Source organism: Parabacteroides sp. APC149_11_2_Y6, assembly GCF_054506995.1.
Genome location: NZ_CP173709.1, coordinates 4481797 through 4500725, shown reverse-complemented (window position 1 = coordinate 4500725; position 18929 = coordinate 4481797). Strand labels below are relative to the sequence as shown.

Below are 18929 nucleotides of genomic sequence, written 5' to 3'. Positions count from 1 at the left end.
AGATAAACATAAACCCTTAGCAGCCTATTCTATTTAAAAGCCATTAGAATGGCAGGTCGTCAATCGGATTGGCAGGTCCGAAATCAGGAGCAGCCTGTGCTGTCGGTGCTGATGCCGGAGCAAAGTTTTCCGGGGTTACAGCACCCGGTGCTGATTGGGGGGCATCTGCCATCGGGCGTTCTACTTTCCATGCGCTGATGTTAGTAAACCAACGTCCCTGGTATTCGCGGCTGTCTATATCAAAATATACAGTAAGTTCCTCTCCGGGTTGTATGGCTGCCTGGTCTATCCGGTCGGCACCGAATATCTGGAAGCATACTTTCTTAGGGTATTGGTCATGTGTTTCGAGTACGTACTCTTGTTTTTTCCACTCGTTTCCGTTTTTGCTCGTACCTCCCTGGACAGGTAATACAGCAATAATTCTTCCCGTAATTTCCATGTTTATCGTTTTATTAATTAGGTGCGAAGGTACGGTTTTCTGCCGTAACTTGCCAATTGTTTACTGTCGTTTTTAATTATGAGATTTTTTACTTTGCCGGGTCGAGCATATCGAAGGCATCTTTCAGGGATATCAGCTCTTCTTTGATTTGCTTTAATTTGTTGACAATTTCTTCCTGGCGAATGGTGGTTTCCTTGTTATCCTTCAGTTTCTGGCGGGCACCGGCCAATGTCATACCGCGTTCCTTTACCAGATGGAATATCAAACGGACGGCGTCGATATCTTCCTGTTTATAGAAACGGGTTCCCTTTGCCGTTTTACGCGGGCATATAATGTCGAATTCCTTCTCCCAAAAACGCAGGGTCGATTCGTTGATGTCGAACATCTGCGCTACTTCGCTGATGGAAAAATAGAGCTTTAGGTTTTTATCTTTATTCAATGCCATTGCTGAGTTGTTTAATCCATAACCTGACCATGGTTATCCGCAATCTGAATCATACGGTCGTATTCTTCCGGAGTAAGGTCCATATAATAATATTTGGACGGATTGTCATGTTTTCCGCGTACGATTACTTCATAATGTAAATGGGGACCGGTGGATTTTCCTGTATTTCCTACTTCACCGATTACTTCACCACGTTTCACTTTTTGTCCGACACGTGCTTTGAATTTACTCATATGTCCGTATAGGGTTTCGTAGCCGTAACCATGATTGATTACCAGACAGTTTCCATAACCTTGTTTCCATGCGGCAAAGGTAACTACGCCGTCGCCTGTTGCATAGATTTCCGTACCGACTTTAGCCGAGAAGTCCATACCCGAGTGAAAGCGCGGGGTACGGTAAATCGGGTCGATACGTACGCCATAACCGGATGCCGTTCGTTTTAGGTCTTTGTTGGAAATAGGCTGGATGGCAGGAATACATTTGCTGCGTTCTTCCTGGCTTTTTCCCAAGGAGATAAGTTCATCCAGTGAGTTGGATTCTATATAGAGCTGTTTACTCAGCATATCCATTTTCTTTGTGGTGGCAACTACCAGGTCTGCGTTGGAGAGGCTCATCAGGTGCTCATACCGGTTGGAGCCTCCGAAACCGGATTTTCTAACCGATTCGGGAATAGATTCCGCCTGGAAAATAGCACGGTACAAATTCTCATCGCGCTGTTGGATGTCGTCCAGAACTTCCATGGCATTGGTCAGACGAAGAGAAAGCACCTCATATTGGGTTTGCAGTAATTTATTTTCTTTTTTCAATAAAGATTCTACCGGCGAGTCAAAGGTCTTGGATAAAAGGAAGAAAGCCCCGACTCCAATAATAATACCTATACTCAGATGGCGGAGCACCCCGAAGAAGCGATCTTTGGCAGAGGGATAAACGCGCTCATAGCTAAGTGTGTTCGGATTATATAAGTAGTATGTTTTACGGCTTTTGAATAGTTTCATTGAATATTTTCTTGCTTGGATATGTGCAAAAATAATAATTTGCTGTACTTTTGCAAATTGTTTTTCAGAATATTAAGACTATATAGAAATAGATTATGTTGACAGCAAAAGAAATCCGCGAATCATTTAAAGACTTTTTCGCATCCAGGCAGCATCAGATTGTGCCTTCTGCTCCGATGGTTGTGAAGGGTGACCCTACATTGATGTTTACCAATGCAGGTATGAACCAGTTTAAAGATATAATCCTGGGGAACGTACCCCGTAAATATCCCCGCGTCGCGGATTCACAGAAATGTCTTCGTGTGAGCGGTAAGCATAATGACTTGGAGGAAGTAGGACATGATACGTATCATCATACCATGTTTGAAATGCTCGGAAACTGGTCTTTCGGTGATTATTTCAAGAAAGAAGCTATCGAATGGGCATGGGAATATCTGGTGGAGGTATTGAAGTTGAATCCGGACCGTCTGTATGCTACTGTTTTTGAGGGAAGTCCTGCCGAAGGCCTTTCCCGTGATGACGAGGCTGCCGGTTATTGGGAACAATTTTTGCCGAAGGATCATATAATTAACGGAAACAAACACGATAACTTCTGGGAAATGGGGGATACAGGTCCTTGTGGCCCTTGTTCCGAAATCCATATAGACCTTCGTTCTGAAAAAGAACGGGCTGCTGTTCCCGGACAGGACATGGTGAATAAGGACCATCCTCAGGTAATTGAAATCTGGAATCTGGTATTCATGCAATATAACCGTAAGGCTGACGGTTCTCTGGAACCGCTTCCTGCAAAGGTTATCGATACCGGTATGGGTTTCGAACGTCTGTGTATGGCATTGCAGGGTAAGATATCCAATTATGATACGGATGTATTCCAGCCGATTATCAAGGTCATTGCCGGAATGGCAGGAACCGAATACGGAAAAGAAAAGCAGCAGGATGTGGCTATGCGTGTAATAGCCGACCATATCCGTACGATTGCTTTTGCTATTACCGACGGCCAGTTACCTTCCAACGCAAAAGCCGGTTATGTAATCCGTCGTATTTTGCGTCGTGCCGTTCGTTACGGTTATACATTCCTGGATCGCAGAGAAGCTTTTATGTACAAACTGCTTCCTGTCCTGATTGAGACAATGGGGGATGCTTATCCTGAGTTGATTGCTCAAAAGACTTTGATTGAAAAGGTTATTAAGGAAGAAGAAGAATCGTTCCTGCGTACACTGGAAACAGGTATCCGTTTGCTGGATAAGAAAATGGAAGAGACAAAGGCTGCCGGAAAAACCGTTATCAGCGGTGTGGATGCCTTTACATTATATGATACATACGGATTCCCGTTAGACCTTACCGAATTGATCCTTCGTGAAAATGGCATGGAAGTCAATATCGAAGAGTTCAATGTGGAAATGCAGAAACAGAAAGAGCGTGCGCGTAATGCTGCTGCCATCGAAACAGGCGACTGGGTCATCCTGAAAGAAGGCGAATGCAAATTCGTAGGTTACGATTTGTTTGAATGTGATGCGGAAATTCTTCGTTACCGCCAGATTAAGCAAAAGAATAAGGAACTGTATCAGGTCGTTTTGGACCAGACTCCTTTTTATGCGGAAATGGGTGGTCAGGTAGGCGATACCGGTTGGTTGATAGCTGACGATGAAAAAATCGATGTAATCGATACGAAACGCGAAAATAACCTGCCGGTTCATTTGGTGGCTAAATTGCCTAAAGATGTAACTGCTACATTTACAGCAAAGATAAATGAGAAAAAACGTATCCAGTGCGAATGTAATCACTCTGCAACCCACTTGTTGCACGAAGCTTTGCGCGAGGTCTTGGGTACACACGTCGAACAGAAAGGTTCTTATGTCTCTCCGGATACTTTGCGTTTCGACTTCTCTCATTTCCAGAAAGTGACGGATGAAGAAATCCGTAAAGTGGAAATGCTGGTCAGCGAAAAAATCCGTGCCGACTATCCGTTGGAAGAACATCGTAATATGCCGATAGCTAAGGCGAAAGAATTAGGCGCGATGGCTTTGTTCGGCGAAAAGTATGGCGATGAGGTTCGTGTGGTAAAATACGGTAGTTCTATTGAATTGTGTGGTGGTACGCATATTCCGGCAACAGGAATGATCGGTTCATTGCGTGTAATCGGCGAAAGCTCTATTGCTGCCGGTGTTCGTCGTATTGAAGCCGTTACGGCCGAAGGTGCAGAAGACTATACCTACAAATTGCAGGATGCTCTTCGTGAATTGCGTGCGATGTTCAATAATGTGCCGAACCTGTCGCAGACCATCAAGAAAGCGATTGAAGAAAATGCCGAATTGAAGAAACAGGTTGGCGATTATGTAAAGGAAAAAGTCCAGTTGTTGAAGAAAGAACTGATTGCTAAGGCTGAAGAACGTAATGGCGTAAAACTGATAGTATTCCGTGGTGAAGCGAATACGGATGCTATTAAAGACCTTGCTTTCCAGATTAAAGGTGAGAGTGCTACCGACGAAAAGGTCTTCTTTGTTGCCGGTATCCGTGACGGTGAGAAATGTGCATTGATGGTTATGCTAAGCGAACCGTTGGTCGCAGAAGGTATGAATGCCGGTAAACTGGTAAAAGACGCTTCCAAGTTAATTCAGGGCGGCGGCGGCGGACAGCCTCATTTTGCCACGGCAGGAGGCAAGAATCCTGGTGGTTTGTTACAGGCAATCGAGCTGATATTGGAAAATGCCGGCTTGAAATAAGATAAAAAGTAGACAGAATTTTATATGAAAGGCTAAGTTGAACGTTCAGCTTAGCCTTTTTTTTATTTATACATTCCTAAAAAACAGAGTTTTTAATGTACATTTGTCGAAACTTATATAGCTCATATAATATGAAATTAGGCAAAAAACAGCAAAGAGTTACTCGTATGTTCACCTTTTGTGGAGCGATAGCTGCCATATCTCTTTTAGGAGGATGTAGTGGTGCGGGTACAACAGCCGAATCGTTTGAACGTTCGGATTATTATACGCGCGGTATTGGTCAATATCCCGGAAATCCTAAAGAGGATTTTTCGCCATCCCTGGCTCCGGACAAAGAAAATTACCGGAATATCGCCCTTTTGCGTTCTGCATTCGGTTCGTCCAGTCATGATTATAATCTGACTGCCCAGTTGGTGACGGACGGTATCGTAACAGATAAGCAACCGCAGTATTTGGATCTTTTAACTCCGGAAGGCGCCGCTCCCAGACGCGAACGTGAGTGGATGATAGATGAAGGTCCTTATTCAAGAAATACATTTTCAGGTGCCGATACTTATTTTCAGTTTACACTGAATAATTATAGCGAATCTGTCGATAAACTGTCGTTGGTCGGAACGCTTATCTATGATGATAAGGTGGCAAAAGGAGGCTACGAAATTATTTGTCAGGGTTCCAATGATGGAAAGAACTGGGAGGAAATAGGAAAACTGAGTGGTAGCGGACTGCCGGGCAAAGCTTTGTCTTATCGTATCCCGGTGACCGACCCGAATAAACAAACAGAACAAGTATCCATGCCGGTTCGTAAACTGGATGAAACAATACCGTTCAAAAAAGGGACCGCTTATTCCGATTATCGCGTCCTGTTGAAAATGGCAGGTGCGCACGATTGGGTGTTTACAGAGGCAAACTTCTATAATAAAGGCGGACTGGTGGAAATGAAACCCTCCCAGTTCTTCAACAGTGCATGGATGAGTGCTACACCCGGCGAAGAATGGTTGTATGTGGATTTAGGCAGTCGCTCAGAATTTGATAAAGTGATCTTACACTGGGTAAATAAAGCCGTAAAAGGTAAGGTACAGGTGTCAGATGATGCCCTGCAGTGGACCGACGTGGCTGAATTACCTGGCGGAGATGAACTGAAAGATGAAATTTCTCTGAATGGAAAAAAACAGGCACGTTATGTGCGTCTTCTGATGCAAGAACCGGGTAATGACAAGAACTATATCCTGAGCGAAATAGAAGTCATGGGTAAAGGAGGCTTGCTTCCTCAGCCTGTTGCGATGCCTGCTGCATCAAAAGATAAAATCTATTTGTCCGGAGGTAACTGGAAACTTCAGCGTGCTTCTGAGGTTGCTGCTACAGGTACGGAAATATCGACCGCAGGCTTCAAGCCTGAAAACTGGATTGTAGCAACCGTTCCGGGTACTGTATTAAGCAGTTATAAGAATATAGGGGCTATTGCTAATCCCGATTATGCCGATAATCAGTTGCATGTATCCGAATCTTTCTTCAACTCCAATTTCTGGTATCGTGACGAATTTGAAGTACCGGAAGGATTTAAGCAGGATCGTTTGTTCCTGAACTTCGACGGTATCAACTGGAAAGCGAACGTTTATGTAAACGGAAAACAGGTCGGTCGTATTGAAGGTGCGTTTAAACGTGGTAAATTCGATGTCACGGATGTGGTTGTTCCGGGTAAGAATGTGGTTGCCGTAGAAATTATTAAAAACTCCCATATCGGTGCTATCAAGGAAAAGAACAGACAGAGCACGGACTTCAACGGAGGTATCCTGGGAGCTGATAATCCTACATTCCATGCTACAATCGGCTGGGACTGGATTCCGACTGTACGCGGACGCAATATCGGTATATGGAATGATGTTTCTTTAACGACAACGGGCAAAGTAACGGTTGCAGACCCGCTTGTCCAATCCGTACTGCCATTGCCGGATACGACTTCCGCCAAGCTAACTGCAGAGGTGATAGTGAAGAACCACGATGCAGATGCAGTAAAAGGTATTTTGGAAGGCAAGATTGGTGATATTACTTTCCAGCAACCGGTTGAACTGGCTGCGGGAGAAGAGAAAACCGTTGTTTTCGATGCAAAGGATTTTGCCCAGTTGAATGTACAGAATCCGCGTCTGTGGTGGCCTAAAGGCTATGGAGAACCGAACTTATACGATGCGAACTTCACTTTCAAGATTGATGATGAGGTTTCAGACGCTAAAGACTTTAAAGTCGGTATCCGTCAGATGACTTTCAACGAAGATAACCATATCCTGAGTCTCTTTATCAATGGGCGCCGTTTTATCGGCCGCGGTGGTAACTGGGGATTTAGCGAATCGAACCTGAATTATCGCGGACGTGAATATGATATTGCCGTAGCTTACCATGCAGATATGAATTTTACCATGTTGCGTAACTGGGTAGGTATGATAGGTGATGAGGAATTATATGATGCTTGCGACCGTCATGGTATTATGGTTTGGCAAGACTTCTGGTTGGCAAATCCTGCCGACGGACCCGATCCTTATTATCCGGAAATGTTTATTGATAATGCGGAAGATTATGTGAAACGAATCCGTAGCCATGCTTCTATCGGCCTGTATTGCGGACGTAACGAAGGCTTCCCTCCTGAACAGATTGACAAGGCTCTGCGCCGGATTGTAAAAGAAGACCATCCGGGTATCCATTATATTTCCAGTTCGGCAGATGATGTAGTAAGCGGACACGGCCCTTACCGTATGCTTCCTGCAAAAGAATATTTCACATTGGAAACCGGTAATGACAAGTTCCACAGTGAACGAGGTATGCCAAACGTAATGACTTATGAAAGTATGCTTCGTACTTTCTCGCCGGAAGGAATCTGGCCGCAGGATAACGAATGGGGAATGCACGATTATACACGTGAAGGTGCACAGGGATGTACTTCTTTTAATGAGATTATAGCAAAAGGATACGGAGAACCGCAGAGTGCCAAAGAATTTGCTGAACTGGCACAGTGGGTAAATTATGACGGTCACCGTAGTTTGTTCGAGTCCAGAAGTAAGAACCGTAAAGGATTGCTGATGTGGATGAGCCATCCTTGCTGGCCTTCTATGGTATGGCAGACCTACGACTACTACTTTGAACCTACAGCCGCTTACTTTGCAATCAAGAAAGCATCCGAGCCATTGCATATCCAATGGAATCCGGCAACCGATGAGGTAGAAGTCGTGAACTACAGTGCCGGTTCTCGTAAAGACCTGACCGCTAAAGTCCAGATATTGAATATGGATGCTTCTGTTGCCTGGGAAAAAGAGGTGAAGATTGATAGCAATGAGGATACAACCAATAAATGTATCAAGCTGGAATTTCCGGAAAACCTGTCGAAAGTCCATTTCATCAAAATGGTATTGACGGAAAATGGCAAGGTGGTTTCCGATAACTTCTATCACAGAAGTTTGGAAGAAAATAATTACCAGGCATTACGTGAACTTCCGAAGGTAGATTTAAGCACTGATATTGTTGTCAATAAAGAAGCTGACGGTACCTGGCGTGCGAAGGCAACTCTGGAAAATCCGACATCTACTCCGGCTTTAATGGTTCGCATAAATGTAGTAGGCGAGAAAGATGGTTTGCAGTTCCTGCCGGTGTTCTATACCGATAACTATTTCTCATTGCTTCCGGGTGAAAAGAAAGAAGTTGATATCCATTGGAAAGACGAAGATACGAGAGGTAATAAGCCGAATGTAACTGTTTCCGGATACAATGTATTGAACAAGTCTAAATAAACCAGGAAATAAAAAGATTTATCTATAGCGGCTGGTGGTATTTGCTTCCTTTATGAAGAGTAATACCATCAGCCGCTATCCTTTTGTAATGGGAAAGTCCTTTGATAATCGGATTACAAATAATACCTTTGTCATTCAAGAAGTAAAATAATAAAGTATATGGCTGCTCAAAAAGTTGTGATTAGTAAGGAGTTGAAAGCTGATTTACAGAAATTCCTTTCTGCATTGAATTACGATAAACTGTTTATTCTTACCGATACAAATACCCGGGAAAAGTGTTATCCTCTGGTTAAAGACATTCCGGCATTCCAAAATGCACCGGTTATCACAGTTGAAGCCGGAGATACCCATAAGGGCTTGGAACAGGTGGTGCACATCTGGTCCCGTCTTTCTAACGAAGGAGCTTCCCGTAACTCCCTCCTGGTAAATCTGGGTGGAGGAATGATAACGGATATGGGCGGCTTTGCCGGCGCTACGTTCAAACGTGGCTTGAAAACAGTTAATATTCCGACCACGCTAATGGCCTCGGTTGATGCTGCCGTAGGAGGGAAGACCGGAATCAATTTTAACGGCTTGAAGAATGAAATCGGCTCTTTCTATCCTCCCGAATGTGTATTTATCGATTGTGAGTTCCTGCGCACATTAGACCGTGACAATCTGTTGTCCGGTTATGCCGAAATGATTAAACATGCGTTGATTAGCTCGATGGACATTTATGCCTCTGTGCTGTTGTTTGATTTGGATGCTCAGTTCGATTATGAATTTCTGAATAAGATGGTGGCACAGTCTGTTGCCGTAAAGGAACGGATTGTGGAAGAAGATCCGAAGGAACATGGTATCCGTAAAGCACTGAACTTTGGTCATACAATCGGTCATGCTTATGAAAGCCTTTCATTTAAGAAGAACTGCCCGTTGCTACATGGCCATGCGGTAGCTGCCGGTATTATCAGCGAATTATATCTGTCGCATAAATTGTGCAGTTTCCCAATGGACAAACTGAGCCAGGTGGTTTATTATATTAAGGAATACTATCCGGCCTTTACATTCGATTGTAAGGATTACGATACGCTTTATGAGCTGATGACACATGATAAGAAGAATGAAGCCAGTATCATCAATTTTACCCTGCTTGCTTCAGTGGGAGAAGTTCGTATTAACCAACAGGTGAGCAAAGAAACAATCCTCGAAGCATTAGATTTTTACCGGGAGAGCTTCGGAGGATAAGAAGCTTATGTTTCTATCTTATTCTTGCGAATGTTTATTCTACAAAATAAAGCCTTTTATGTGAACTGCATAAGTCGACATAAAAGGCTTTTCTGATGATTTGTCCCTGTAATCAAACGATATTGGGATGTATTTCTTTATCCTAAGAAAGAAATTAAGACACCTGCTGCCACCGCAGAACCGATAACTCCGGATATATTGCTGGCCATGCAATATTGTAATACATGGTTCTTCGGGTCATATTGCAAGGCAATCTCATTAGCTACACGGGATGCCATTGGGACAGCGCTTAATCCGGTAGCACCAATCAGCGGGTTTATTTTCTTCTTGGTAAATAAATTTGCAAACTTAACGAAGAAAATACCTCCGGCAATAGATAATGCAAATGCCAGAAAGCCACCGATTACGATTCCTATGGTTGTCAGGTTCAAGAAAGCCTCGGATGTCATAGTGGCTCCAACGGATAACCCTAAGAAAATAGTCGCAGCATTCATAATGCTGTTCGAAGCAGCGTCAAACAGACGGAATGTATTGGTCCCGATTTCTTTTACCAGGTTACCGAACATCAACATGCCGATCAGAGGTACTGCACTGGGGACAAATAAAGCAACAACTGTTGTAACCACGATAGGGAAAATAATTTTCAAGACACGCAGATTCTTTATTTCTGTGGTTGAAGGATATTTCTTTTCCTGTTCCTTCATATTTATCGATAGCTCTTTCCGGCTGCACAATAGTTTAACCACCAAAGGAATGATGACCGGAACCAATGCCATGTACGAATAGGCGGCGATTGCGATAGGACCCAGCAAATGAGGAGCCAGTTTAATAGTTGTGAAAATCGCCGTCGGTCCGTCTGCCCCTCCGATAATCCCTAAAGAAGCTGCTTCTTTAGGTGTAAATCCCATCAGGATAGCTACTAATAATACGGTGAAAATACCAAGTTGTGCAGCAGCCCCGAAGATAGAAAGACGCAGGTTACGCAGCATCGGGCCGAAGTCTGTTAACGCTCCTACACCCATAAAGATAATAGGAGGCAGGAAACCCGTTTTAATCAACATATAGTAGATGAAGTTCATCAATCCCAATTCATGTGCAATGTCATGTAAAGGCATTTCCCAGATGTTTTTCATTACTCCGTGTACGTTGATCATTCCGTTCTCGTCTGCCTGTATAACGCCCATATCGCCACCCGGGAAGTTTGCCAATAATACACCGAATGCGATAGGTACTAACAGCAAAGGTTCATATTGTTTCTTGATTCCTAAGTAGAGTAATATGAAGGCGATGGCATACATGATCAGGAACTGCGGTTCAGCAATGATATTGCTGAACGCAGTCATCTGGTATAAATTATGGAATATCTCGTTCATTATCGGATTGTCATTAATACATCATCTTCAGAAACAGCATCACCGGAACCAAAACCGATTGCTGTAATTGTTCCGCCGAATTCGGCACGTACAGCATTGTAGGTTTTCATGGCTTCCACATAGCATAATACGTCTCCTTCTTTTACTGTGTCTCCCACTTGGACTGGTGTTTCGGAAGCATTCTTTACCAGGAAGAATTTACCTTCCAAGGGTGACAATACTTCTTTCCCTTCGCCTTGTGCCGGAGCAGCCGGAGCTACGGGAGTTGAAGCAGCAGGGGTGTTCGGGGCAGTTGTATTGTTTTCGCCGAAAGCAACAGTTACCCGGTATGCTTGTCCGTTTACATCCACGGTCATTACTTGTGGAGTAGTAGGCAATGGTGATACGGAAGCCGTTGCTACAGGAGCTGGGTTGGCTGCCTTTTCTTTCTCTGCTTTGCGTTTGGCGACATCCGCTTTAAATTCCACTTTTGCTTTGCCGGAACGATAAGCTTCGTATTGAGCTGGGTGCATGGCGTATTCAAATAATTCTTCTTCATCTTCGCCCACTTCCCATTGCTTTTCGTTCATCAGTTTGCGGTATTTGTCTAACGCATTCGGATAGTTGTCTTGCGGATTGCCTTCGAAGAACTTGTGTCCTTCGGCTTTTGCTTTCTCTATCAATTCGGGAGCCAATGGTCCAGGCAGGCGGCCGGCTTTGCCCAATAGCATATCCCAAATGTCATCGGCAATCATGCTCCAGCGTTCTTTCCCTTTCTCCATTTGCATGACATTCATCAATGCCAGGTTCTTAACATACTGGCTGAAAGGTGTTACTAATGGGGGATAACCTACGCGTGGCCAAACATAAGCAACTTCATCAAACAGTTTGATTAATAATTCATCCTGCGAGATTACCGGACGTTTATTTTTGATATGGTTCTTGTTGATAGACTCCAGATTCTTATCCAAGTCTGCCATCAAGCTACCCATCATGCCACCCGGCAGTCCCGGGCCGATTAACAGAGAGTTCATCAAGCGGTTCTTCGGGCTGATATACAATCCCAAGAAGTCATCCATAAACTCCTGTATCATAGAACGGACTTTCATATAAGCGTTCATGTTGATTTCCGGAACTTGGAATCCGGCGTCTTTCAGCATGGCTTGTACTGTCAATAAATCGGCATGCCCTGTACCCCACGACAGCGGTTCCATACCTACATCGATGTAATCGCAGCCCGCTTTGCAAACTTCCAGTATAGAGGCTACATTAAAGCCAGGACCGGCATGGCTGTGATACTGGATAGGAATTTCCGGATATTCTTTTTTGATGTTGGCTACGATTTGCCCCAGTGTATGTGGGCGTCCGATGCCTGCCATATCCTTGATACAGATTTCATCTGCTCCCAGTTTAATCAACTCGTAAGCCATCTTGGTATAATATTCTACCGTATGTACCGGAGAATGTGTGATACACAAACTGCATTGTGAAATCATACCTGCCGCTTTGGCGTATTCGATAGATGGGGCAATGTTACGGATATCATTCAATCCGCAGAAAGTACGGGCGATATCTGTCCCTTGTGCTTTCTTTACTTTGTAAAACAATTGACGCACGTCAGCCGGAACCGGGCTCATGCGTAATCCGTTTAAGGCGCGGTCCAGCATATGTGTTTGTATGCCGGCTTCGTGAAACGGTTTTGTCCATTCGCGGACGGATTTATTAGGATTTTCTCCAAATAATAAATTGACTTGTTCAAAGCCTCCGCCATTGGTTTCTACGCGAGCGAAACATCCCATTTCTATAATGGCAGGGGCAACGCTAGTAAGTTGGTCAACTCTCGGTACATATTTTCCGGCAGATTGCCACATGTCGCGAAAGACCAAACTGAATTTGATTTCTCTTTTCATGATAATAGGTAATAAAGTAGTATTATATCTTTTCTATTTTAATCACTTTTCCCAATCCCCGGGTGGCTAAACTGACAGCAGAGACAATAGCCGCAGTTTCCTGACCGGACAGTGTATTACTTTTAGTGGCCTGTGAACCGGATGTCATTATTTTGTTTGTTACTTCTTCCGGAGCATATTTGTTAACTAAGGCGATCAACCCTTTTCCTAAATAAATAACGATAAGCAGGATAGCGAAGACCGTAGTCATCCCGACTGCCATCAATAATAAACCTGTTTCTATGTTTTCCATAATTTAAAAAATACTTGGAGAGTTTATTGGTACTAAATTGATTTAAGAAGTGACAAAGTTAATTAATTAACATTTGGGATAAAAGACACAATCTTTTAAAAACTGGTAAAATATTCTATAGATTATTGAAAACAAAGGCTTTTTTCGATGAAATGTTCATTTCTTCAGCCTTTTTGCTTGTTTTTTGTAATAAGAACTTTCCATATTTTAATAAAATCGATAGATTTGTTTGTTATTTTAAAATTAATCTATACTTTTGCAACCGCATTTCGGGATGTAGCTCAGCCCGGTAGAGTACGCGTCTGGGGGGCGTGTGGTCGCAGGTTCAAATCCTGTCATCCCGACTATCTTGAAGAGGTTAGAAGTTAAATCTAACCTCTTTTTTTATTCTTAGTCCGATTCTTGATAGTGCTAAGATTCTTAATGTAATTAGATATAACCAAGACCTGCATTACTTGTACACATATTGTAGTGAAGTAGTAAAGGCTTTATCATAAAATAGAATGAGTATGGAGCAGCTACAATTGATACAAAGTAAGATTTACGAGCTACGAGGCCAGAAGGTCATGCTTGACTTTGATTTGGCAGAGATGTACGGAACGGAAACAAAACGTCTCAAGGAGGCTGTAAGGCGTAATATAGAAAGGTTTGACGGAGACGATTTTATGTTTCAACTAACGAAAGACGAGGTATCCGAGCTATCAAGGACGCAATTTGCGACCTTGAACAAAAGTCGGGGTTATAATATCAAATACGCTCCTTTCGCGTTTACCGAACTTGGGGTTGCCATGCTTAGTAGCGTCCTCAATTCAAAGACAGCAATAGAAATAAATAGGGGGATCATGCGGGCATTTGTAGCCATGCGGAATCTCGTATTGAATCCTCCGGTTGACAGGGTTGGAGAATTGGAAGGTCAAATAAAAGAGCTGAAAGAATACATAGAGGATGTATTCGCCGATTACAACAACATTAATGATGATACCCGTATGCAGTTGGAGCTAATCAATGAAACGTTGGCAGAGTTGCAGAACAAGAATAAGAAACTGAATACGTCACGACCAAGGATTAGCTTTGTGAAGTAAGCTAAATCTGTTTGATAGTGTTAAGAATATTGATGTAATTTAGATATAACCAAAACCTGCATTACTTGTACACATATTGTAGTGAAGTAGTAAAGGCTTTAGCATAAAATAGAATGAGTATGGAGCAGCTACAATTGATACAAAGTAAGATTTACGAGCTACGAGGCCAGAAGGTCATGCTTGACTTTGATTTGGCAGAGATGTACGGAACGGAAACAAAACGTCTCAAGGAGGCTGTAAAGCGTAATATAAGGCGTTTTCCACCCGATTTCATGTTTGAACTTTCAAAAGAAGAGTATGATTGTTTGAGGTCGCAATTTGCGACCTCAAACAAACGGGGTGGTACCCGTTACATGCCCTTTGCCTTTACAGAACATGGAGTTGCTCAGCTTTCCTCTGTTTTAAATAGTGACATAGCTATAGAAATAAATATACAAATCATCCGTGCATTTATTGCTGCCAGACAATTAATATTGAATCCTCCGGTGGACAGGGTGGGACAATTGGAAGGCCAGATAAAAGAACTCAAGGAGTATATCGAAGAAGTCTTTGCCGATTACAACGATATCAACGATGATACCCGTATGCAACTTGAGTTGATTAACCAGACATTGGCGGAATTACAAATGCACAAGAAGATACAGAATAAGCCACGACCAAAGGTAGGCTTTGTGAAATAAAACCTTAGTATAAAATCAAAAGAAAGAGAGCATGGAACAACTGCAATTGATACAAAGTAAGATATACGAGATACGAGGACAAAGAGTTATGTTAGATTTTGATTTGGCAGAATTGTATCAGGTTGAAACACGTAGGCTTAATGAGGCTGTAAAAAGGAATATAAAACGATTTCCTGATGATTTTATGTTTCAGCTTACTGTTGATGAGTGGAAAATCTTGAAATCGCAATTTGCGACATCAAGTTGGGGCGGAACTCGTAAACTTCCTTATGCGTTCACAGAACAAGGACTGGCAATGTTGTCTGGTGTATTGAATAGTGAGATAGCAATACAAGTGAATATTAATATCATGCGGGCTTTTGTTGCTGTCCGTCAATTGATAGCGGCTCCTTTGGTTGATAAGACTGCGGAACTTCGACAGGAAATGAAAGAACTCAAAGAATACATCGAAGAAGTCTTTGCCGATTACAATGACATCAACGACGATACCCGTATGCAACTTGAGTTGATTAACCAGACATTGGCGGAATTGCAAACGCAAAAGAGAATACAAGATAAGCCACGGGCAAAGGTAGGTTTTGTGAAATAGTTCTCCTTTAAATCTCAATTATAATCCCAATGCTCGGCAGTAAAACCCCGGTTTCCCGTTCTACCGGCTTTAGTTCGTAGCGTTGTTGTTTTTTGGGGGCGTCGGGGTTGAGGATTCTGCCGGTTTTTATATAGACATCCTGTTCCTTGTATTTGGTGTTCAGGATATTTTGGATATCGATATAAAGTCCCAGCATGACCTTTTTGAAGTAGAATGTTTTGTCGACACGGATATCCAGTTGGCTGAACGGTTTCAAGCGTTCGCTGTTGAAGCGGCTGTAGTCATAATACAGACTGCCGCTGGCATCCCAGGCTTCCACATAGCTGCTTTTCTCCACATCATAAGGCGTATAGGGAGCACCGCCTACTATGCGGAACTTAGCACCGACATCCCAATGCTTCGGCAGTGCATACGTACCGCTGAAAGTAAACAGGTGGCGGTTGTCCCATGCCGAGGGAATATACTTCCCGCTGTTCCGGCCATCTTTAAATTCACTCCGGACATAGGTATAGGAAGCGATAAAAGTCAGCCCTTTGTAATTATACCAGCGTCCCATCAGTTCCACCCCGTAGGCTCTTCCCGTAGCCGTAGAGGTTACCGCCTCGTTGCCCAGCACCCCGTAATCCGTACCCTTCGAAGCCAGGGGAATACTGTCGATAAGCGACATCGGATAATTGTCGTAATGTTTATAGAATCCCTCGGCAGTGAATTTCAGATACGAAGAAGGGCGGTATTCCAAGCCCAGTCCCGCCTGGTCGCTGCGGATATAGCTCAGTCCGTTCGCCTTGTTCACGTAATTGCCCTGCCCGTCTTTGAACCCCAGCGTCGTGTAAGGAGGCAGTTCGTAAAACCTGCCGACATTCCCGTTCACATAGATATTATCCCAGATACGGTAGGAGAGGGACAGGCGCGGCGAAAGCTGGTCCAGCAAATTATTCATATCCGACGAATAGTTGTTTGCATCCGTCCGCACACCGAGCGAGGCGGTAAAACGTTCGTTATAGCTCTCGTAAATAGCAGTGGCATACAGCCCCCATTTCCAAAGCTCGAGGTCTGTCTGGTAGGTGATTTCTTTCGGGACAGTGGTAAATTCCTTTTGAAACGTCCGGTTCTTGTATTCCGCATATTCGATGTTCCCTCCCACATTCAACTGGATGAATGGAAAACGGAAGGTATTCTCGCTGCGTAGCTTGTTTTCTATCTCGTCCGAGCGGTAGTTCAGCGTCAGGTTCTCTTCGCTGCTTTCGTCGTTGTCGCGGTATTTGATGTTCCGGTTGTTCAACTGGCTGCGGCTTGCGATAAGCGAATAGATATTCTTGCCCGAATAGTGCTTGTAGACCGCACCCAGCGTATAGGTCTTCTGTTTTACAACCGGGAGATAGGCAAGGATATATTGGTTCTTCTCGCTCATATCCTCCATGCCCGTATTGAGTTTCATGTTATCGATGGCGCCCAATCCGAGGACGGTCAGTTCGTTTTTGCGGTCGAAGCTATGTTTTATCTTGAACTGTGCATCCGTAAATGTCGGCAGGAACGGCAACCCAATCATATTGAATAAAAGTTGCAGGTACGAGTGGCGGACAGATACCTGGTAAGTCGTTTTCTTGCCAATCGGGCCATTGGCGGAAACTCCCACATCGGAAGCGCCTACAACGCCCCGTACCGAGAATTTCTCCTTATTCCCGTCTTTCAGTTTGAAATCGAGTACGGAACTCAGCGCATTCCCCCTTGCGGCAGGATAGGCGGCTGAATAGAAATTCACCTCCCGGATAAAGTCGGGGTTGATGATGCCCACCGGTCCGCCCGAAGCCCCCTGTGTGGAAAAGTGGTTGATATTCGGAATCTCCACCCCATCCAGAAAGAAGCGGTTTTCGGAAGGGCCGCCTCCTCTTACCATCAGGTCGTTGCGGAATGCGGCGGTGGAAGCCACTCCGGGAAATGTCTGTAGGACTCTGGATATATCCCGGTTTCCTCCGGCACTCTTTTCAATCTCCTTGAATCCTATCACACGCAGGCCGAGGGGGCTTTCCGCTGTTTTGCGGAAAGGGGTAGCTACGATATTCACCTCTTGCAGGCTTTCGCTTGCCGCTTCCATTTCGATAGGCATAAACAAATCTTTGTTGGCAAGTTGAAATTCGGCAGTCACCACTGGCTTGTAGCCGATAAAAGAGGCATGGAGGCGGTAACTTCCGGGCGACACCCCTTCGATGGTAAAGTTTCCGACGGAGTCTGTAACCGCCCCTTGGGTGGTATTCCATATCACTACATTGGCAAAGCTGACCGGTTCGCCGCTTGTGGCGTCTGTTACGGTTCCTTTGATGGCATATTGGCGTTGGGCGGATGTTTCCGACAGGCAGCAGAGCGACAGGATGGATAAAAGAAAGAGTATTCTATACATTACCGGTAAAGTTTATTTATCAATGGGAGCAAAGGTAGAAAACAAATTTCAGGTATCGGTATTAAAAACGGGGAACAAAAACGTTAAATACGGATGAAGAAAAGCCCGGATGTTCGGGAAGAGGTGTCACAAGCATTAGGGAAAGGGATTCCCAAGGGCAGGGGAAGAGCATTCCCCACCGTTTGGGATACCTCTTCCCTGCCGTTAGGGAATGCTCTTCCCGGGATTTTATAATTCTTCGGGTTTGTCGCCGTCGCTCACCTGCCCGAAGGTGATGTTTACGGATGCGGAGCGAGGCGCTTTCAGCAGGTAGTTTTTGCTGTATTGGGTGCTGACGGTCAGTTCGTAGTTGCCGTCTGCCGTATCGGCGGGCATCAACAGGGTCAGTTCAGACGGGTTGTTGTGTGCAATCATATCTTCGTCCAGTTTCACCACCGTGTTATCTTTCAGGTTACGGAGGGTGATGCCTACGGCTGCATCCGTCCCGGCTATCTTGAGGGAGGCGCCCCGTACGATGAGGTTGCGTCCGGCAGTGGCGGTGCAGTCTTTCAATCCGGTTTTGCGGTCTTCCACTTCGAGAATATACATGATGTCGTTCTTTTCGCCAAGGATATGCACGGAAGTTTTGGCGATTTCCTCGCGTATTACCTTGTCTTGGGTAAAGGATACATAAATGTTGTTCTTTGCGGGGTTCCACCTGCCGCTTTCCACCACGCCGGTAAAACGGGGGGATGCCTGGAACAAATCGGTGTTTAATGTGTATCCGTTCATCAGCAACTGTGCACAGGTGCGGAAGAAAAGGGTGGTTGCATGAGACAGCGTTTCCGGTGACAACCCGGTATTTTTGGCAAGCATTTCTTCGTGGATTTTCTTCATGTCCGCTTTGCCTGTACTTTCGAGTACGAGGATTTTGTCATTGGGGTCTGCTGTTACCGTATTGTCGGTAAGCCAGCCTTTTAAGGCATTTGCCATATTAATTTGTTTTAAGGCAGCAGGGGAGTTCCCTGCCGCCGGATGAATATGAAGG

The 18929-nt window shown here is 44.3% G+C and carries 14 protein-coding genes and 1 tRNA gene; 7 read left to right on the top strand and 8 right to left on the bottom strand.

The window, feature by feature from the left end; genetic code table 11:
* Positions 1-43: 43 nt before the first annotated feature.
* The 3 genes from ACGE0T_RS18530 to ACGE0T_RS18520 all read right to left on the bottom strand — a co-directional run bounded on the left by ACGE0T_RS18530 (position 44) and on the right by ACGE0T_RS18520 (position 1879).
* Positions 44-439 carry a DUF3127 domain-containing protein gene (locus tag ACGE0T_RS18530; RefSeq protein WP_459188059.1) on the bottom strand — a complete coding sequence of 132 codons (396 nt, stop codon included), beginning with the start codon at positions 437-439 and terminating at the stop codon, positions 44-46.
* A gap of 88 nt (positions 440-527) precedes the next feature.
* Positions 528-884: a MerR family transcriptional regulator gene (locus ACGE0T_RS18525; protein WP_459188058.1), complete on the bottom strand. Its 357-nt coding sequence runs from the start codon at positions 882-884 to the stop codon at positions 528-530.
* Between the two features lie 11 nt (positions 885-895).
* On the bottom strand, positions 896-1879 hold the full coding sequence (locus ACGE0T_RS18520) for a M23 family metallopeptidase (RefSeq protein WP_459188057.1): 984 nt from the start codon (positions 1877-1879) through the stop codon (positions 896-898).
* Between the two features lie 95 nt (positions 1880-1974).
* Between ACGE0T_RS18520 and alaS the strand changes: the two genes are divergently transcribed.
* The 3 genes from alaS to aroB all read left to right on the top strand — a co-directional run bounded on the left by alaS (position 1975) and on the right by aroB (position 9599).
* Positions 1975-4602 (top strand): alanine--tRNA ligase, encoded by a 2628-nt coding sequence (alaS, locus tag ACGE0T_RS18515; RefSeq protein WP_459188056.1) that lies wholly within the window; start codon positions 1975-1977, stop codon positions 4600-4602.
* A gap of 131 nt (positions 4603-4733) precedes the next feature.
* The gene (locus tag ACGE0T_RS18510) at positions 4734-8375 is read left to right on the top strand and encodes a glycosyl hydrolase 2 galactose-binding domain-containing protein (protein ID WP_459188055.1); all 3642 of its coding nucleotides are present in this window, start codon (positions 4734-4736) and stop codon (positions 8373-8375) included.
* A gap of 159 nt (positions 8376-8534) precedes the next feature.
* Entirely contained in the window at positions 8535-9599 is a 1065-nt protein-coding gene (aroB, locus tag ACGE0T_RS18505; RefSeq protein WP_459188054.1) for a 3-dehydroquinate synthase, read from the top strand.
* A 137-nt stretch (positions 9600-9736) separates the two neighbouring features.
* Here the strand turns inward: aroB and ACGE0T_RS18500 are convergent, their stop codons facing one another.
* Genes ACGE0T_RS18500 through ACGE0T_RS18490 form a run of 3 tightly spaced genes read right to left on the bottom strand, consistent with a single transcriptional unit; the run spans position 9737 to position 13153 of the window.
* Entirely contained in the window at positions 9737-10972 is a 1236-nt protein-coding gene (locus ACGE0T_RS18500; RefSeq protein WP_459188053.1) for a sodium ion-translocating decarboxylase subunit beta, read from the bottom strand.
* Positions 10972-12861, bottom strand: a complete 1890-nt coding sequence (locus tag ACGE0T_RS18495; protein ID WP_459188052.1) for a biotin/lipoyl-containing protein — start codon at positions 12859-12861, stop codon at positions 10972-10974. The genes ACGE0T_RS18500 and ACGE0T_RS18495 overlap by 1 nt, the downstream gene beginning before the upstream one ends.
* A 22-nt stretch (positions 12862-12883) precedes the next feature.
* Entirely contained in the window at positions 12884-13153 is a 270-nt protein-coding gene (locus ACGE0T_RS18490) for an OadG family protein (protein WP_459188051.1), read from the bottom strand.
* Between the two features lie 270 nt (positions 13154-13423).
* On the opposite strand from ACGE0T_RS18490, the gene ACGE0T_RS18485 reads away from it, so the two are divergent.
* The 4 genes from ACGE0T_RS18485 (at position 13424) to ACGE0T_RS18470 (ending at position 15504) form a co-directional block, all read left to right on the top strand.
* A tRNA-Pro gene (locus ACGE0T_RS18485) sits at positions 13424-13497 on the top strand.
* A gap of 165 nt (positions 13498-13662) precedes the next feature.
* Complete coding sequence (locus tag ACGE0T_RS18480) at positions 13663-14235, top strand: ORF6N domain-containing protein (protein ID WP_459188050.1); 573 nt, start codon at positions 13663-13665, stop codon at positions 14233-14235.
* 119 nt (positions 14236-14354) lie between these two features.
* Complete coding sequence (locus ACGE0T_RS18475) at positions 14355-14915, top strand: ORF6N domain-containing protein (protein WP_459188049.1); 561 nt, start codon at positions 14355-14357, stop codon at positions 14913-14915.
* A gap of 31 nt (positions 14916-14946) precedes the next feature.
* The gene (locus tag ACGE0T_RS18470; RefSeq protein WP_459188048.1) at positions 14947-15504 is read left to right on the top strand and encodes an ORF6N domain-containing protein; all 558 of its coding nucleotides are present in this window, start codon (positions 14947-14949) and stop codon (positions 15502-15504) included.
* Positions 15505-15511: 7 nt separating this feature from the next.
* Here ACGE0T_RS18470 and ACGE0T_RS18465 read toward each other — a convergent pair whose 3' ends face one another.
* Positions 15512-17902: a TonB-dependent receptor gene (locus ACGE0T_RS18465; RefSeq protein ID WP_459188047.1), complete on the bottom strand. Its 2391-nt coding sequence runs from the start codon at positions 17900-17902 to the stop codon at positions 15512-15514.
* 228 nt (positions 17903-18130) lie between these two features.
* Positions 18131-18874 (bottom strand): DNA-binding domain-containing protein, encoded by a 744-nt coding sequence (locus ACGE0T_RS18460; protein WP_459188046.1) that lies wholly within the window; start codon positions 18872-18874, stop codon positions 18131-18133.
* Positions 18875-18929: the final 55 nt, after the last annotated feature.

What these genes read in the sequence shown, in the direction of transcription:
- ACGE0T_RS18530 (WP_459188059.1), bottom strand. Translation starts at nt 439, where the DNA reads ATGGAAATTACGGGAAGAATTATTGCTGTATTACCTGTCCAGGGAGGT.
- ACGE0T_RS18525 (WP_459188058.1), bottom strand. Translation starts at nt 884, where the DNA reads ATGGCATTGAATAAAGATAAAAACCTAAAGCTCTATTTTTCCATCAGC.
- ACGE0T_RS18520 (WP_459188057.1), bottom strand. Translation starts at nt 1,879, where the DNA reads ATGAAACTATTCAAAAGCCGTAAAACATACTACTTATATAATCCGAAC.
- alaS (WP_459188056.1), top strand. Translation starts at nt 1,975, where the DNA reads ATGTTGACAGCAAAAGAAATCCGCGAATCATTTAAAGACTTTTTCGCA.
- ACGE0T_RS18510 (WP_459188055.1), top strand. Translation starts at nt 4,734, where the DNA reads ATGAAATTAGGCAAAAAACAGCAAAGAGTTACTCGTATGTTCACCTTT.
- aroB (WP_459188054.1), top strand. Translation starts at nt 8,535, where the DNA reads ATGGCTGCTCAAAAAGTTGTGATTAGTAAGGAGTTGAAAGCTGATTTA.
- ACGE0T_RS18500 (WP_459188053.1), bottom strand. Translation starts at nt 10,972, where the DNA reads ATGAACGAGATATTCCATAATTTATACCAGATGACTGCGTTCAGCAAT.
- ACGE0T_RS18495 (WP_459188052.1), bottom strand. Translation starts at nt 12,861, where the DNA reads ATGAAAAGAGAAATCAAATTCAGTTTGGTCTTTCGCGACATGTGGCAA.
- ACGE0T_RS18490 (WP_459188051.1), bottom strand. Translation starts at nt 13,153, where the DNA reads ATGGAAAACATAGAAACAGGTTTATTATTGATGGCAGTCGGGATGACT.
- ACGE0T_RS18480 (WP_459188050.1), top strand. Translation starts at nt 13,663, where the DNA reads ATGGAGCAGCTACAATTGATACAAAGTAAGATTTACGAGCTACGAGGC.
- ACGE0T_RS18475 (WP_459188049.1), top strand. Translation starts at nt 14,355, where the DNA reads ATGGAGCAGCTACAATTGATACAAAGTAAGATTTACGAGCTACGAGGC.
- ACGE0T_RS18470 (WP_459188048.1), top strand. Translation starts at nt 14,947, where the DNA reads ATGGAACAACTGCAATTGATACAAAGTAAGATATACGAGATACGAGGA.
- ACGE0T_RS18465 (WP_459188047.1), bottom strand. Translation starts at nt 17,902, where the DNA reads ATGTATAGAATACTCTTTCTTTTATCCATCCTGTCGCTCTGCTGCCTG.
- ACGE0T_RS18460 (WP_459188046.1), bottom strand. Translation starts at nt 18,874, where the DNA reads ATGGCAAATGCCTTAAAAGGCTGGCTTACCGACAATACGGTAACAGCA.